Origin of the sequence: Clostridium sp. (assembly GCF_026168755.1) — a bacterium.
GTDB lineage: Bacteria > Bacillota > Clostridia > Clostridiales > Clostridiaceae > Clostridium.
In genome coordinates, this window is the sequence record NZ_JAPFDR010000050.1 from 1 (window position 1) to 18061 (window position 18061).

The following is an 18061-nucleotide window of genomic DNA, read 5'->3' on the forward strand; positions in this document are numbered from 1 at the left end:
TCCGCCGCTAGCTTTGTTCCGAAGAACTCCACTCGCTCGACTTGCATGTGTTAGGCACGCCGCCAGCGTTCGTCCTGAGCCAGGATCAAACTCTCACTAAAAAGTTTAATCATTTGCTCAAATTACTTTGAGATTTTAAAGGCTCCAAAATGACTTTCGTCATTTTGTAAGTTCGAATAACTAAATTAAAATTTAGATTCTCACTCATCTCATAAAGAATTGCTGGTTTACTTTAACTATATTCTGTTCAATTTTCAAAGACCATTTACTCTGTCGCACCGAAGCGACTTCCTCATCTTATCATTCCTACTGGTTCATGTCAACAACTTTTTAAAAAAGTTTTTAAAATCAATCCAATTAGAAACTTACTAAGATAATACCGAAGATCTTTCATTAATACTTACTTCCTCCTCGGCAACGAAACTTATCTTACCATCTATTTATTATATCAATATATATATTTTTTTCATTTATTTCAATTTATATTTATTTTTCTGCTATTTTCTATCTTTTTCTTAATTATTATAATATTGATACACTAGGATACGTTTTATTAATAATATATGTGCATTAATATTTTAATAGCTGTTATATATATTGGATGAACAAAGCTTCCATTACTAAAATATGAAACTTTTCTAAGCATGTAACTATAATGATAAAAAGACAGAAATCAATACAATGATATGCTACCTCTCAAGTAGAGAGGGAGCAGTTCACAAAATTAACCTCTGTCTTTTTATTAACTATCTTTATTAGATTTATATACATTATATAAATTTATTATACATTTCCATCTACCAATATTCATAATTTGTCTATATAGTAATGGTGATTGTTCCTTTATAGCATCAATTTTTTCATCATAAGTTTTATATTGTTTAGTTATATCATTATAAACATTGCATAAATACTCATTTTTTCTTTGCATCGTATAGTTTAAAAGTTTGATATTAGTATATGGCTGCTCTGTTTTTGGTTTACCAAAGAATATCTCTACACTATTATCTTTTATTTTAATTTCTTCATTGCTATATCCAGCATAATTTAAGCCTTGTATAAATGCATCTCTCATTTCTTCATTTATTAGGGTTATATTTATATCTACTGATAACTCATCTGGCTCAGAAAATTCTCCAAGAATAAATCCTGTTACCCACCAATGTTTATCTTTTCTTTTGAAAATAACTTCTCCATTTTTCCTAACAACAATGTAAATATCTAATAATTCCTCAGGGCTTATTTTATCATAAAATACATTCTCACTATCCATCGTTTCATTATATATAGTTTTTTCTGAGGCATACACTCCAACTTCAGCACCTGTACAAATTCCATACTGTCCCTTCCAAAATTCAATAAGCCATCTCTTATTATTGTAGTTAAAATAAATAGGTTCACAATCAAATATCATACTTAATGGTGCAGAAAATTCATCATAAACTCTACAATAACCGTAATCATACTGCCATGCATCAATTCTTGAATAAAAAATTCCCTGCTCATTATCATAATCAAAACCTGCTTGATTTATTGAATCATATAATACATTTTCTATATCTTTACTTGAATCTATATTATTTTTTAATTCTAATATTGATTTTTTTAAATTTTCATCTCCATAAGAATTATTAATAGAATATATTGTTAGTATTAATTTTAAAATTTTATTATTTAAACTATCAACTTTCTCTAAAAATTTATCATTTGTACCCACAAAACCCACCTCATATTATTTATACTACATAATATTCAAAGTGGGTTTTTATGTTAATATTTTTTACAACAACTCTATTTAATTAACTCTTTTCTTAAAAATGAATTTTTACCTACTTTAAATGGAACCTTAACCTTACACATCATTCCTGGATGTGGGCACCCTTCTATAGCTTCACCCTCTTCATTATAAAGTTCTCCAACAATAAAGCTTTCACCAAATTCGCCTGGAGTTAGTATTTCCACTCTATCTCCTTTTACAAATTTATTTCTTTGCTTACATAATGCAATTTGACTTTCTTCATCATACTCATGAACTATAGCAACTACATCATATTCTCTAACATGGTCATTTGTATGATAAATTATTGCATCACTTTTAGGTTCATTAAAGAAAAATCCAGTATCATATTCTCTATGACTAACTTTATACATTTCGTCTCTTAAAACTTTAGGTAATTTATAATTTTCTGGATCTTCATAATATAAATCTATTGCTTTTCTGTACGCATTAACAACTATAGCAACATAATATTCACTCTTATTTCTACCTTCAATTTTTAAAGATGAAATTCCAGCTTCTAAAAGCTCTGGTAAGTGCTCTATCATACATAAATCTTTTGAATTCATTATATATGTACCATGTTGGTCTTCTTCAATAGGGAAATATTGATTAGGTCTTTTTTCTTCTACTAATGAATACTTCCATCTACAGCTTTGTGCACAAGCTCCTCTATTAGAATCTCTTCCTGTCATATAACTTGAAAGTAAACATCTTCCTGAATATGACATACACATAGCTCCATGAACAAAAACTTCTAATTCTAATTCTTCTGGTATATGTTCTCTAATTTCTTTTATTTCCTTTAATGAGCACTCTCTTGCTAAAACTACACGTTCTGCACCTAAATCATGCCACATATTACAGCCTTCATAATTTACTGTATTAGCTTGTGTACTAATATGTATTGGTAAATTAGTATGCTTTTGAACAGTTCTAAAAACTCCAAAATCTGATACTAAAACTGCATCAACTTTAGCTTCTTCAAGACTTTTTAAGAATTCTGGTAACTTTTCTATTCCTTCATTCCTTGGCATTACATTTACTGTACAATATATCTTTTTTCCTAAACTATGAGCAAGTTCTGCTCCTTCTCTTATCTCTTCAAATGAAAAGTTTTGTGCTGCTGCTCTTAATGAAAATGCTTCTCCACCAAAATAAACTGCATCAGCTCCATATTGAAAAGCAATTTTTAATTTTTCTAAACTCCCTGCTGGAGCTAATAATTCTGGCTTTTTATATTTTGTTATCATAAGATTCATCCTTTTGCTTTATTTATAATTTATGATTTTATTATATACTACTATTTATTTAATTCAATCTAAAAACTAATACAATACTAGCAAAATACATATTAAAAAATGATAAGTACCACTAATGTTAAAATTTATATTATTAGTGGTACTTATCATTTTTTAATATTTTTATTACAATGATAGTAAGATACAAATAAACTTGAGGTGTAATTATGGAAAAGATAATGAGACCCGTCTGGGCTGAAATAGATTTAGATATACTTGCAAATAATATGAGAAATATAAAAAAATTAGCTGGAAATAAAGAAGTTATGGCTGTTGTAAAAGCTGATGCCTATGGACATGGTGCTTTAGATGTAGCTCCTTGCCTTTTAGAAAATGGTGCTTCAAGACTAGCTGTTGCAATGCTTACTGAAGCAATAGAACTTAGAAATAATAATATTACAGCCCCTATAATGATACTTGGATATACACCATTATATTTAGGTGAAGATTTAATTAATTATGATATAGAACAAACAATTTATGATTTAGATTATGCAAAGGAATTATCTTCTTTAGCAATAAGTTTTAATAAAAAAGCAAAAGTTCACATAGCCTTAGATACTGGCATGGGTAGAATTGGCTTCCTTCCTAGTGATGAAAGCTTTAATTTTATTCGTGAAATTTGTACTTTAGATGGATTAGATGTTATTGGAATATTTACTCACTTCTCTAGCTCTGACGAGAAAGATAAAGAGTATACTCAATATCAATTTAATCAAATTTATGATTTTATTAACAAGTTAGAAAATGAAGGAATTAATATACCTTTAAAACATGCTTGTAACAGTGCTGCAATAATAGATATGCCTAATACTTATTTAGATTCTGTTAGAGCTGGAATTATTCTTTATGGGTATTATCCTTCAAATGAAGTTCAAAAAGAAAATTTATCAATTAAACCGGCTTTAACTTTGAAGGCTAAAATTGCTCATGTTAAAGAATTAGAAAGTGGTATGTATATAAGTTACAATAGAACTTTTAAAACATCTAGGAAAAGTAAAATCGCAACTATTCCTATTGGATATGCAGATGGATATATTAGAACCTTAAAACATGAAGCTAGAGTTATTGTTAATGGTAAACTTGCTCCTATAGTAGGTAATATTTGCATGGATCAATTTATGATTGATGTTACTGACATAGATGATGTTAATACTGGAGACGAAGTTATATTATTAGGTGAAAGTAATGATATTAAATTTAACGCTGATGACCTTGCTAAATGTATGAATAGTATAAATTATGAAGTTCTTTGTCTATTAAAAAAGAGAGTTCCTAGAGCATACATTAAAAATGGCCAAATAATCCACGTAAAAAATAACGTCTAATAACTAAATTGTTCGTTATGTGGAAGCGAAAAAATGAAATATTTATTTTCCAGGAAACGTGAAATTTTCACCTAGAATTTATATAATTTATTCCATAAAGCTGGCTAAAGTTTTTAAACTCGCTATCGCTCAAACAGTAAAAACTTCTTTACGCCACTTTACTCCATCAATTATTAAATTCTACGGCTCAATTTCAATGTTTCTTCCAAATTAATATTTCATTTTTTCTTTTTTCACGTAACTACTTATAACCTTGAACCTTCTAGTTAATTATTTCTGCTACATATATAACAAATAATTAACTTTTAAGGTGGAATTGCAGTTCATCAAGTGGAAAAAACAATATAAATTCTTAACGCAAATTACATAATTCCTGGAGGTTATATCATTAATTTTTCGTCTCCACGTGACGAACAATAGAATTCATATCTTATCTAAAAAATCCTCGTAGCCTAATTCTTGCATTTTATCTTTAGGTATAAATTTTAATGCTGCTGAATTTATACAATATCTCAATCCACCTAATTCACTAGGTCCATCTGGAAATACATGACCTAAATGTGAATCTCCAGCTTTACTTCTAACTTCTGTTCTAAACATTCCATGACTAAAGTCTTCTATTTCTTTTACATAGCCTTTATTAATTGGTTTAGAAAAAGCTGGCCATCCACAGCCTGAATTAAATTTATCTTTTGATGAGAATAATGGCTTTCCAGTAACTATATCTACATATATTCCCTCTTCAAAATGTACATCATACTCATTATTAAAAGGAGGTTCAGTTCCATTTTCTTGAGTAACTTTATATTGAAGAGGTGTTAATCTTTCTTTAAGTTCCTTTTTCTTTTCATCTGATAATTTCCATGATTCTTCTATAAATTGCTTTCTACCAGAACCAACATAATAAGCCTTATATCTAAATGGATTTTTCTTATAATAATCTTGGTGATATTCTTCTGCTGGATAAAACTCTTCTGCTTTTAATATCTTTACAGCTATAGGTTTATTAAATATACCGCTTTCATTTAATTTTAACTTATATTCTTCTGCTATTTTCCTTTGTTCATCATCCCTATAAAATACTGCTGTTTCATAACTTCTTCCTCTATCATTAAACTGTCCACCTTCATCAGTTGGATCAATACTCATAAAGAATGCTTCTACTAATTCTAAGTACTTTAAAATATTTTCATCATATGTAATTTGTACTGCTTCATAGTGTCCTGTTTCTGTTCTACATACTTGCTCATATGTAGGATTTGCTACATCTCCACCTGTATAACCTACTACCACACTTTTCACTCCATCATATGAATCAAAAGGTTTTACCATACACCAAAAGCATCCACCTGCAAAAATAGCTTTCTTTAAATTACTCATTTTTATCTCCTCCTATAAATATTTAAAATGATTCTTAATAAATTTAATCATATTATCCTTGTTATTTTCAAATTGAGTTACTCTATTAACATTAGCTCCTGAAGGATGTGGAAATCCCATAAGAATTTGCTCTTCTTTTATAACTCCATCTTCTTTCAATTTTATTAAAACCTCTTCAACAGCCTTTCCTAAAGGTATTAATAATATTTCTTCTGATTTCTCTAGCTTTTTTAACTCATTTATAAAATTATCATAAATATATTTCATTAAGAATTGGCTTTTAATTAACTTAGGTGTATGTCCAGTATAATTTTCTCCCTTAACAAAAACGGGATATGGTATTAAAGATATTGTATGTAATAAATAATCATCTTCATCAAATAATTGACTACAACTTTGTAAATTAAATATATTATTAAGTTCTATTTCATCTAACATAGAAATAATATTTTTTCTTAAACTTCCACTAAATCTAGCTGCAACTTTACATTTATATTGTATTTCTTCAATATTATCACTTACTTCTAATTCTTTTCTTGCTGTTGCTATAGCAGTACTCATTTGTTGAAACCCTGGGGTTATTCCAATAATAAATACCTTTGCTTTAGGATTTAAATATTCATTATGTGGAGCATAATATATCTCTATATTATTTTCACTATCAATTAAGAATTTATCTATTAATAACTCTTCTTTTGTATACTTATTTTTTAATGGTAATTCTTTAATGTCTTCTTTATAATCATATAATGTTTTTTTCATATCTACCTCTTTATTCTTAATAATTTATATACTATATATTATATACAAATATCTAAGTAAAAATATAAATAAGCTACCCATTATTTTGAGTAGCTTATTTATTAGTACTATTTTAGATTTATTTTTTACTTTCTATCATTTTTTTCATAGTTTCTTTATCCATAGCTCCAACAACCTTATTAACTATTTCTCCCTCTTCATTAATTATAAAAGTAGTTGGAAACCCTGATATATCGTATTTATAAACTAATTCTCCACCAAAATCCATAACTACAGGAAATGTATAATTATTTTCCGATAAAAAATTAGCTATTTCCTCTACTGAACCTTCTCTTCCTAAGTTTGGAGCCGCTACTCCTAATATTATAATATCCTCTTTATTTTTCCCATACTCATTATATATCTCTTCAATCTCAGGCATTTCTCCCTTACAAGGTGGACACCAAGTTGCCCAAAAATTTAGAAATATAGTTTTACCTCTATACTCACTTAATGTATGTTCATTTCCATACTGATCCTTTAAAGTAAAGTCTATTGCTATTTCCTCAATATTTTCCTTCTCATCTTCATCTATAATTTCACTTTTTTCTATATTGTTATATTGTTTATTTTTATTAATATTTGTAACCCCATTAAAAAACATAAATAATCCACTTATTATAAGAATAATTCCACATATCTTTTTTATTATTCCCATATAATTTTTCATTTTATCAATACTTTTAAATAACTTACTATAAAATATAGCTACTATTATAAATGGTAAAATAAATCCTATTGTATACACAATTATTAATAAATTAGCTACCATTCCACTACTTGAACCTGAAGCCATAATAAGAACTGATGCAAGTATTGGCCCAATGCATGGTGTCCATCCAAAACTAAAAGTAAATCCTAATACAAATGCAGATAAAGAATTCATTTCTTTTACTTTTATGTTCATTCTTTTTTCTCTGCTTAATAATGTTGATTTAATTATATCTACGTAAAATAGACCCATAAATACTATGATTATTCCACCTATAACCATTATATAATCTTTATTTTCACTAAAAAATGAACTTAATATATTTACAGATGAACCTAATATAAAAAATGTAGTTGAAATTCCTAAAACAAATAATATTGTATTTTTAAACAATGCTGTTTTTATGAATTTATCTTCTCCATTCTTTAATACATCTACATTACTATTTGATAATATACTTAGATAAACTGGTAAAATTGGTAATATACATGGTGAAAAGAACGATAATAATCCCTCTATGAATACTACCACTAAATTTAATTGCTGCACTTTCTCATCTCCTTTTACTTTATTACTATATGTATTTAAATTAATTTCTTATTAATGTATATTAAAAAATCACCATTATTATACAATTATATACTAATGGTGATTTTATATTAATATCTATTTTTTAGATTTTTTATAAAAAGTATTTTCTAAAGGTAAATTAGTTCTAAAAACTCCATCTAATTTGTAGTATGCTCCTTGAACTGCTGGTGCTGTTGGTATACAAGGAACATACTTACATCACTCATATAAATATTACAATCGTTACAAATGCAATAACAAGAAGTATAATCACATAATAGTTAAACATCATACTACAAATATTGATATGTCATATATTTTTAAATAATTCATCAACAAGAGCTATTTCTCACTTCTTGATGATTAACTCTGGTATTAGGGTATCACATGTTACTATAGCAAATTGGACTTTTAATATATTTTTATATTTTTACTAATACTAAGTATATTATTTTCTTTATAAAGGAGTGCTACTAATGAGTAAAATGAAAAAAATTAATGACTTAACAAATGTTCAAATGGAATCTTGTACAAAGTTTGCTAAAAAATCTAAGGAGCCTAATGATGGGTATTTTATAGAAAAAGATCCTCATGATAGCTTTAGTTCAGAAGGAACTGTAAGATATGGTGAAGAGCAAGACGTAGATGATTTATAATTAATCTCAATAAATACAAAAAAATATTACTGGAAATCTTTATCTCCAGTAATACTTTTTTGTGTTAGAAAGTATATTACAAAAATTACATACACTCTCTAATTATTTATTTTTTTCTTCTTAAAAAACTTCCTATTCCAACTGTTACTAATCCCAATAAACTCATAGCAACCGAAGAAGTTCCTCCAGTTTTAGGTAAATTACTATTATTCTTTCCTGGATTATTGCTATTAGAAGAACCATTGTTAGAATTGTTATTTCCTGCGTCTGCAATAATTAATCCACCAATAGCATCTTCTAAACCTTTAGCAGACTCTGATATTTCTTTTTCTGTTGAATTTTCATCTGCTAATACATCCTTAGCTACTTTTAAATTCCTTTCTAATACACTCCATGATTCTTTAGTATACTTGCTTGAATCTAAAGACTCAGCTTTGTTTATTAAATCTTGTAGCTTATCTTTGCTTGGCTTTAATCTTAATTCTAAGAATGCTCTTAATAATTCATCATAAGTTTTACTAACTTCTTCTTCCATTGCATTTTGATCTGCTATTACATTATTAGCTTTTAGTAAAACTGCTTGTAACTTATCCCAAGTTGATACAATATAATCATTACTATTTAATGAGTTAATTCTTTCTACTAGTTGAATTAAGTATTCCTTATTTCCCTTTTCAAAAGATAACATTTGCATTACTTTACTTAATCTATCAAATGATTTATTTACTTCTTCTTGAGTTGCTTCTTTATTAGCTAATATTGCTTGAGCTTCTTCTAATGCAGCTTTAAATTCTTCAACAACTGCAGGAGCTATATTAGAAAGCTCTTCATCTGTTATTTTAAGTGCTTCTTCCACAGCAATTTGTAAATGCTTATTTTCTACATTACTTTCTTCTTCTTTTTCTATTAATCCATCTATTGATTTTTCTATTGACTCAACGGCAGCCTTAACTTCTTCTGTTGTTGCTGAGTCATTTTCTATTACTTTAGTTCCATTAGCTATAGCTTCCTTAAGAACATTTAATGTTTCTTCAGTATATTGAACTCCTCCATTTATAATATCATTTGCATTAGCAATAACTTTATTTAACTCTGATATATTAACTAATCCAGTTATTGCATTTATTAAGTTTTCCTTTGCATTATTAATATCTTCTTGTGAGTTTCCACCAATATTTTCAATAATATTCTTTGCTGATTCTAATGCTTCATTATATACATTCCAGCTGTTGGCAGTGTAATCATCTTTAGCATAATTACTTGAAGCTATAAGTTCCTCTAATTCACTTATATTAGGTACTTCATAATCATTAAGTGTAATTAATTCATAAATAGTAGGAGCTGTTCCTTCCCATTCAATCTTAATCTCAAAAATATTATCATACTTAGTATTTACTATTTCATTTAAACTCTTATTTAATTCGCCAATTTGATTCCAAATAGGTTCACCATCTTCATTATATCCAGTCCTAGCCATTACCTTTGCATTAGATATTGAACTACCACTTTGTACAATATTAATTTTCTTAACATCTGTATTTTCTGATAATCTATAAGTTAAACTTCCAGATTTTATTTCTCCATCTTTAGTATTTGGCTTATAAAATGTTGTTAAATCTCCATCCATTATATTTGAAGGGGCAAATCCTTTAATTTCGATTGGATCTGAAATAAATGTTGGATCATTAACTGTAGGTATATATTCTCCATCATTTATTAAAAATTCATTTATAACAGTCCAACGATGATCATAATCTGCAGTAAACTCTACTCTTAAATATCTAGCAGATACATTAATTTTTCCACTATCCATATATGCATGTGATATTGGTACTTTTCCATTTGATAAACTACCATGAGTATATCCATTATCTTGAGGTTTTGCATCAGCTCCTCCCTCATCTTTTTTTCCATCACCTATAACAATAGCATCAGTCCACTCTTTACCATCTAAAGATAATTGAATCTTAGCATCACGAATATGATCTTTTTCTGTGTCTAATACAAGATACTTAAGATTATTTACATTTATAGTTTGTCCTAAATCATAAACAATAGTATTTCCTTTTCTAGGTACAGCATTAAACTGAGCATAAGTATTTAAATTGCCATCAAAAACGTTTTTTGCGATATTATTTCCATAAGTTCCAGCATAAGCACTAACTAATGATGGTTCATAAACTTCATTTGAAGTAACTTCAAGTTTATTCAAGTCAAAAGTAATGGTTTTATCAGCAATTATTCTTATATAACGAGCATCTTCCAATGTAGATTTCTTAGTTACATTACTCCATTCTATTCCATTTAATGAAGTTTGCAATGTTAATCCTTCCATGTTAGAAACATCTAAATCAATATCTTTTAAATCCTTTATACGATCTAATTTAATACCAATATATTCACCTTCATTTAAAGTAATATTTTCTTTTGCTACTAATTTAGTTAAAGCGTCACTTTCATAAACTGATTTTATCTCATTATTTGTATTTGTATAAATATGATCTGTTGATGGAAGAGATTTGCATGGTTCAACTTTAATTTCTGAGAATTTAACCCATTTATGCTCCTCTTTCATATTTGTAATTCTTACATATCTAGCTTCAATTCCTTCAAAATCTTCATCAATAATATCTTTTCCACTAGCTGCACCTTCATATTCTTTAAATGTTGTCCAGTTTGTGTTATCACTAGAATACTCTAATTTATATTTTGTCCACTTATCTGTGCCATCTGCACCAACAGCAAGATGAACCTTTCCAACATTAATAACTCTTCCTAAGTCTACTCCAACATAATCTCCTACACGTGTTATATCTCCTGGTTTATGAGTTACATACCAAATGCTACTACTATCATTTCCATCTGTTAAATTACCCTCATTTCCATTGTTATAAATACTCCATTCTGGTGTTTTTATAACTGATGTATTTATTGGTGATTCATTATCTAATTTACTTGGAGCTTTTACTGTAAATTCATATACTTGCCACCACCTTGGAGTAGTTGTCTTATTTCTTACCCTTACTGCCTTTGCTTTAATACCTGAACCACTACAATTCTTAGTAATTTCAGTTTGTTTACTATATGACCCTATAGAAATCCAATCTTCACCATTGACAGTATACTCAAGTTCAGCTTCATCAATTTTATCCCCAGAAGCTTGAACAAATTTAATCTCCCCAATTTCCTTAATTTCTCCTAAATCAACTTGTACCCATGCATCAGCTGGTGTAGTATCTCTACCTGGATTAACATATGGATTCTTCGCTAAGTGTGCATATGATTGCTCGTTACCATCTACAATATTATTTAATGAACCTCCTCTAATTCCAATATTTTCACTTATTGAAGCTGTTGCTTGGTAAACTTCTTCTTTTGATATAGTCTTATTTATACTAATATCTCTAACACCTAACCAAGTATTTTGTTTTGTTTCTGTTGCTATTAAACGAATTCCTTGAACTTCTAAATCTAAATTATCAATTCTAAGTTCTTTAGGTAATGTATAAATTTCATCATTCAGATCAACCCATGTTTCACCATCTTCAGTATATTGAATTTTAGCTTTAGCCATTGTATCATTTAAATTTGAATTTGCTCCCATTAAGAATTCAATATTATTAACTTTAACTTTTTTATTATACTTAACTCCAACAAAAGTTCCTTCCTCAATTTTATTAGGTGATTTATATACAATTTCTGTTGCTGCATTATTATCAAATACATTTGATGTGTTACCCGTTGGTGAATCAGATCTGTTTGTTATGAATGTAGTTATTACTTTATTAGGATTTACAATAGAGCTAACAACACCTGATAAACTTTCTCCCATAAATTTAATAAATGGAACTATATGTTGAACACCAACTTCTGCATATTCAGTATGATCTACATAATGGAAACCATATGTTTTTGATTTTTCAAATGCGGCTTGTGCTTCTGAATAGCAATTCCAAATTTCTTCTTTATTTCCTTCTTCAACAGCAATTGCTGATTTTAAATAATTAATTGCTGCATCTGTTGTATCTTCCCAACAATTTAACCAATAAATTATTTGATCTCTAGTCCTTGTATTCCCTGGATTTTCTTTATAATAAGCTGCTGCTTCCTTTAATTTTGTGAACTCTTGAATTAGCGCTTCTGCATCTTCTTTGATATTAGCTCCACTTTCATACTTTTCCTTAAAAGCATTTAATTTAGGTGCTAATTCTACAGACTCTTGAAGTGCAGTAACACGGCTATCCATATTTTGATTGATCATATGTTTAGATATTTCACGTAAAGCTGTAGATGCCTCTGTTTCTTCAGCCGTACCATGGTCCATATACTTAAATGAATCTTGCCAGTTTTGATTAGCTTGATCTTTATTCTCCCAAATATTCCAAGAGTAATCAGCAACTGCAAATAATGCTGACTTATTAGCCTCAGCCTGTTGCATTGGATTTAACACAATCCCTTTAACTGATTCAGGTTGAACACCTGGATGTAAGAAAGTATCATTACCACCCATTATTAAGTGTTTTTTAGAATTATCTGAACAAGGCCAGTTTATCCAGAAATAAGGCTCTCTACCTTCATATCCTTCTGAAGCAATATTGTTCTTAAAGTTTGTTGCAAATTCTTGAGAAACTTCTCCCCATACTCTGCCCCCAGTCATAACTATACTAACATTATCTCCTGCTTTATTAACTTCCTTTAATTGTTCAGAAGCCCCTGATCCCATATAGTCATTTGGGCAAAAAATTATATCATCTTTTAAATCAGGGTAAGTTTTTTGTTGTTCTCTTAACCAATCTGTTAAATCATTTAATAATTTTACATATGAGCTAGGTCCTTGTGGTGGTACACTTGCATCATCTGCTAATATACCAAACTGTCTAACACCCGCTTCTAATAATTGAGTAAACTTAGCTTTTATTATATTAAGGTCTTCTTGATAATTTTCATCTGAATCAAAACGTATAGCATTGTTCATAAAAGGATGTAATGCATACACATATCTCGTCTTACTTGCTTCACCAGCTGCAGCTAATTTTTTAATTCCATCAAGCTTTTCTTTTGGATATAATTCTCTCCATTTAGAATTGTGGTATGGATCATCCTTAGGTGCAAATATATATTGATTTAATTTATAATCTCCACCATAAGTCATAAGAGCAGCTCTATCTTCATTTGACCATGGATTACCATAATATCCTTCTATAAATCCACGGTATGCAACATTTGCATAATCATCTATTCTGAATTCTTTAATTTCATTATTATCTAATTGATTAAATACATGTTTTAATGTAGTAACTCCATAGAATGCACTATCAGCATCCTCACCTAATACTCCAATAACTCCATCATTTGAATAAACTAAGTGTGCATCTGTTTTTTCATCAAAAAATTCCTCTTCATGTGGAACCTCTGAATTAAAATAATTATCTACTAACTCACCAGAATCATTAATTCCTATTAATACATTAGTTTTTCCTTCCACCATATCATCTGAAACTTGGAATGTAATATTTTGATTTTTTAAAATTTCTGTAAGACGATTTCTAGTATATACATCTACTCCACTTTCAAAGATAACATTTACATTGTCACCAACACTAAAACTACCCTCCTTATACTCAGACTTTTGAGGTACTGGATAAATTTCATATTCCTGTACCCCTGGTGTAATTATCTTAGCAGATACTTGAATACTTCCCGTAATATTAGATAATGCAATTGCTCCTGCAAGTAATACCGCTAAATACTTTTTTGACCTTTTAATCATCAAAAATTCCCCCCCTATTAATTATATATTTAATTTTAAAATGCAAAAAAGAAATAAAAAAAGCTGAAAAGGACATGTATTATCCTTTTCAGCTAATGCTCAATTCTTATTGATTGCACGCTAAAATTACTTACAATTACTAACTTAACTAAATAATACCAAATAAAACTTTATTTTTCAATATATATTTCTTATTATTCTAGCCTTAATTTATATAATTTTAATTATTAAATTAATTGTATATTCTATATTTTATTTTTTTAGTTTTAGGGGAACAAATACTGTTTCTTTTTCTACCTCATTAATAAATCCACCAATTTTATATACACTATTAAGCAAATCCATATTTATAACTTCATTAGCTATACCACTTGATACTACTTCTCCTGATTTCATTACTATTACATTATGACTATATTTTATAGCTTGATTAATATCATGTAATACCATAACAACTGTTAATTTACTCTCCTCATTTAGCTCCTTAACAAGTTCTAATATCTCAACTTGATGATAGATATCTAAATATGTTGTAGGTTCATCTAAAAATAAAATTTCACTTTTTTGTGCTAATGCCATCGCTATAAAAGCCCTTTGCCTTTCTCCTCCAGACATATCCATAACAGCTTTATCTTTTAACTTCTCAAGCCCTGTTCTTTTTATAGCCCATTCAATAATTTTATCATCACTTTCAGTATTTCCTTGGAAATACTTTTTATGAGGAATTCTGCCATAAGCCACCAATTCTTTAACCGTAATATCGCTAGGAACTGTATTTTGCTGATGAACTGTGGCAATTTCTCTTGCTAATTCTTTTTGTTTTAAAGACCTTATAGATTTCCCATTAATAATTACTTCTCCAGAAGTAGGTTTATTTAATCCTGCAAATATACTTAATAACGTAGATTTACCACTACCATTAGGTCCTAATATAGTTGTTATTTTTCCCTTTTCTATTTCCACATTTAACTTAGTAATAAAGCTTTTATCTTTATAATAAGAGAAGTATAAGTCCTTTGCCTTTATCATTACTTTAAGTCACTCCTTCTTAAAAGATATAAGAAAAATGGTGCTCCTAATATAGCAGTTACTACTCCTACCGGTATTTCATTTGGTCTCATAGCCATTCTTCCAACAGTATCAGCAAACAATACTAAGAATCCTCCTACTATTCCACTACAAGGAATTAAATACTTATGATCAGATCCTATAATAATTCTGCAAACATGAGGAACAACTAATCCAACGAAGGATATAATACCTGCAATTGCAGTTGATATACTTGCTAAAAATACCGCTATAGCAGTAACTATTATCATGTATAAATCAGAGTTAAAACCTAAACTTCTTGCATTTTTACTACCAAGGGCTAATATATTGCAAACCTTACTTAATAATAATGCTGCAATTATTCCTACAACAGAATAAATTAATAGTATATGTACATTGCTCCAATTAACTGTTGCTAGACTTCCCATCATCCATTTTTGAATATTACTTGCTCCAAGCCCTGCACTAACAGTAATCATAGATGAAAAACCACCTAATAATGCATTGCATGCTGCACCTGCTAATACAATTCTTATTGGAGATAATCCATTTTTATATGCCATAAAATAAATAATTAAACAACATACTAACCCACCAAAAAAACCAAATATAGGTCTTAAATTAGTTACACTTGGTATAAATACCATAAAAAAAATTGTAACTACGCAAGCTCCTGAAGATATACCAGTTATATATGGATCTGCTAATGGATTTCTTATTACAGATTGTAATAAAACCCCTGCAATTGCTAAGTTTGCTCCAACTAATACAGCTATTAGTACTCTAGGCATTCTTAAATCTTTAATTATTCCTAGATTCCCCTCTGACTGTCCTGAAAATAATCCACTTATAAGCTCTTTAAATGTTATATTTACACTCCCTAATTTTAATGAAATTAATATAGTTGCTAACAATATAATTATAGCTATTACTATAAATGATATCTTAAATTTTTTATCTGAAACTCTCATAATTATTCTCCAGTACCATGAACTATATCACTTAGCATCTCTAATCCTTCAATAACATTAAGATTTGCACTCATTCCAAAATACTCATTATCTAAGTAAATTACATTTCCCTCTTTTACAGCATTTATATTTTGCCATGCAGAATCACTTACCATTTCTGCTTCTAATGCTGCTTTTGTTTCTTCTGGTAAAGCATGTACCATAACTAAAATCTTTTCTGGATTAAGCATAGCTAAATCTTCTTTATTATAAGTTGTAAATGCTGTACTACTATCTTCAATTATATTTTTTCCACCAACAAGCTCAACTAAACTTCCAACATAAGACTTTGATGTTGCTATCATTGTTGATCCTGGTGCTGCAAATAAAACTAAAACTTCAGTGCTTTCTAAATTCTCGGCTTTTTCTTTAACTTCTAATTCCTTTGATTCTATTTTTTCTAATAAAGCCTTAGCTTCATCATTTTTATCAAATTTTTCTCCTAAAGTAATTATTGCTTCTTTTAATCCATCTAAACTTTCTAAAGAAACAAATTCACTTGGAATATTGTTTTCTGTAAATAAATTCATATAATCAGACCCTAAAGTATCTACTGATACTACCATTGTTGGATTTAATGATTTAATTATTTCTAAATCTGGACTCATTGGATTTCCAACTTCAACTGCATCTTTAGTGCTCTCTGGTAATTCATAAGATGTACTTGGTACCCCTGAAACCTTAACTCCTAAGGCATCTAATATTTCTGTTACTGCAACTGATGTTGCAACTACTACCTCTTCCCCGTTTCCTACTTGAACAGTTTTATCTGCACTACTTTCAGGACTACAGCTTACTAATCCTAGTGTCATCACACCTGCTACTATCATAGATATAATTCTTTTATATTTCATATTCTACAACCTTCCTATAAATATTTTTAATAATTTATTACTTCTTTTTTGCTCTTACAACTGCTAATGCTCCAATTGCGACTATAAAAACTACTCCAGCTATAATTAAAGTACCATTATTATTTTCTTCCTTATCCGCTACTACTGCTGAACTTTCTAGATTCTCTTCTTCAGCTTCCACAGAAGACGTGCTTTCTTCTTGCTCTACTTCTTCTTTCTCTTCTATAGCTTCTATTAAAGTTAAAGTTTCCATCTTAGGTATAACCTTAAATTCAACATCTCTTTCCATAGGACCAACATAAATAAGAGCACTCATATCTGCATCTACTTTATCAACTTCAACCTTTAATTTAACAGTTCCATCTTCGTTAGTTTCTTCTACTATCTCAACAGGAACTTCTTCTTCATTAACTTTCATTCTATAGTTTTCCATATACTCACTTCCTGAAAAACCAATAGTATAAATTATATGATCTTTTGTAACTTCTACCTCCATTGATGGTAAAAGATAAGTTCTTGACATAGCCATTCCTGTTTCTGATTCATGATAAACATCATTTTGAACTTCATAAATTCCGCTTTCAATATCGCTTTCTATTGCATATACATTGCTAGTTCCTAAAGTTAAGAATATTCCTAAAGCCATTACAGCTAATAAAATCCCTTTAAATTTATTTAATATTTTCATTTTTCTACTCTCCTTAATTCTTAGTTAGTGTAAAGTTTTCTACACTACTTCTCTTTTTAAATCTTTATATATCAAGGTTTCGAAAGTTTTTTTGTATAAAAAAACAACGACCCCCTAATTTCATGTTAAAATTGAATCTCTTACAAAACAAAAATAACCATGAA

The 18061-nt window shown here is 28.6% G+C and carries 12 protein-coding genes, 1 rRNA gene and 1 pseudogene; 3 read left to right on the forward strand and 11 right to left on the reverse strand.

All coding sequences use genetic code 11. The features are described from left to right. The 3 genes from Q0Y03_RS13145 to Q0Y03_RS13155 all read right to left on the reverse strand — a co-directional run. Positions 1–101: ribosomal RNA gene (locus Q0Y03_RS13145) — 16S ribosomal RNA — on the reverse strand; the annotation flags it as partial. Positions 102–742: 641 nt separating this feature from the next. Next, a complete protein-coding gene (locus Q0Y03_RS13150) occupies positions 743–1717 on the reverse strand; it encodes a DUF4474 domain-containing protein (protein WP_297714264.1) in 975 nt (324 codons plus the stop codon). A 74-nt stretch (positions 1718–1791) separates the two neighbouring features. Further along, entirely contained in the window at positions 1792–3030 is a 1239-nt protein-coding gene (locus tag Q0Y03_RS13155; RefSeq protein ID WP_297714265.1) for a U32 family peptidase, read from the reverse strand. A 215-nt stretch (positions 3031–3245) separates the two neighbouring features. Here Q0Y03_RS13155 and alr point away from each other — a divergent pair, with 215 nt between their 5' ends. Continuing rightward, complete coding sequence (alr, locus tag Q0Y03_RS13160; protein WP_297714266.1) at positions 3246–4406, forward strand: alanine racemase; 1161 nt, start codon at positions 3246–3248, stop codon at positions 4404–4406. 423 nt (positions 4407–4829) lie between these two features. Here alr and msrB read toward each other — a convergent pair whose 3' ends face one another. The 3 genes from msrB to Q0Y03_RS13175 all read right to left on the reverse strand — a co-directional run bounded on the left by msrB (position 4830) and on the right by Q0Y03_RS13175 (position 7848). Further along, a complete protein-coding gene (msrB, locus tag Q0Y03_RS13165) occupies positions 4830–5786 on the reverse strand; it encodes a peptide-methionine (R)-S-oxide reductase MsrB (protein ID WP_297714267.1) in 957 nt (318 codons plus the stop codon). Between the two features lie 12 nt (positions 5787–5798). Then, positions 5799–6548: a hypothetical protein gene (locus Q0Y03_RS13170; RefSeq protein WP_297714268.1), complete on the reverse strand. Its 750-nt coding sequence runs from the start codon at positions 6546–6548 to the stop codon at positions 5799–5801. 118 nt (positions 6549–6666) lie between these two features. Beyond that, positions 6667–7848 (reverse strand): cytochrome c biogenesis protein/redoxin, encoded by a 1182-nt coding sequence (locus tag Q0Y03_RS13175; RefSeq protein ID WP_297714269.1) that lies wholly within the window; start codon positions 7846–7848, stop codon positions 6667–6669. Positions 7849–8077: 229 nt separating this feature from the next. Between Q0Y03_RS13175 and Q0Y03_RS13180 the strand changes: the two are divergent. After that, a pseudogene (locus Q0Y03_RS13180) lies at positions 8078–8303 on the forward strand (IS6 family transposase); the annotation flags it as partial. 42 nt (positions 8304–8345) lie between these two features. Then, positions 8346–8525 (forward strand): hypothetical protein, encoded by a 180-nt coding sequence (locus Q0Y03_RS13185; RefSeq protein ID WP_297714270.1) that lies wholly within the window; start codon positions 8346–8348, stop codon positions 8523–8525. Positions 8526–8631: 106 nt separating this feature from the next. On the opposite strand, the gene Q0Y03_RS13190 is transcribed toward Q0Y03_RS13185, so the two are convergent. The 5 genes from Q0Y03_RS13190 to Q0Y03_RS13210 form a co-directional block, all read right to left on the reverse strand. After that, a complete protein-coding gene (locus Q0Y03_RS13190; RefSeq protein ID WP_297714271.1) occupies positions 8632–14295 on the reverse strand; it encodes a beta-N-acetylglucosaminidase domain-containing protein in 5664 nt (1887 codons plus the stop codon). 252 nt (positions 14296–14547) lie between these two features. Next, positions 14548–15324 (reverse strand): ABC transporter ATP-binding protein, encoded by a 777-nt coding sequence (locus tag Q0Y03_RS13195; protein WP_297714272.1) that lies wholly within the window; start codon positions 15322–15324, stop codon positions 14548–14550. Then, on the reverse strand, positions 15324–16316 hold the full coding sequence (locus Q0Y03_RS13200) for an iron ABC transporter permease (protein WP_297714273.1): 993 nt from the start codon (positions 16314–16316) through the stop codon (positions 15324–15326). The genes Q0Y03_RS13195 and Q0Y03_RS13200 overlap by 1 nt, the downstream gene beginning before the upstream one ends. 2 nt (positions 16317–16318) lie before the next feature. Next, positions 16319–17209: a heme ABC transporter substrate-binding protein IsdE gene (isdE, locus tag Q0Y03_RS13205; RefSeq protein ID WP_297714275.1), complete on the reverse strand. Its 891-nt coding sequence runs from the start codon at positions 17207–17209 to the stop codon at positions 16319–16321. 37 nt (positions 17210–17246) lie between these two features. Next, positions 17247–17897, reverse strand: a complete 651-nt coding sequence (locus Q0Y03_RS13210) for an NEAT domain-containing protein (protein ID WP_297714276.1) — start codon at positions 17895–17897, stop codon at positions 17247–17249. Between the last annotated feature and the right edge of the window lie 164 nt (positions 17898–18061).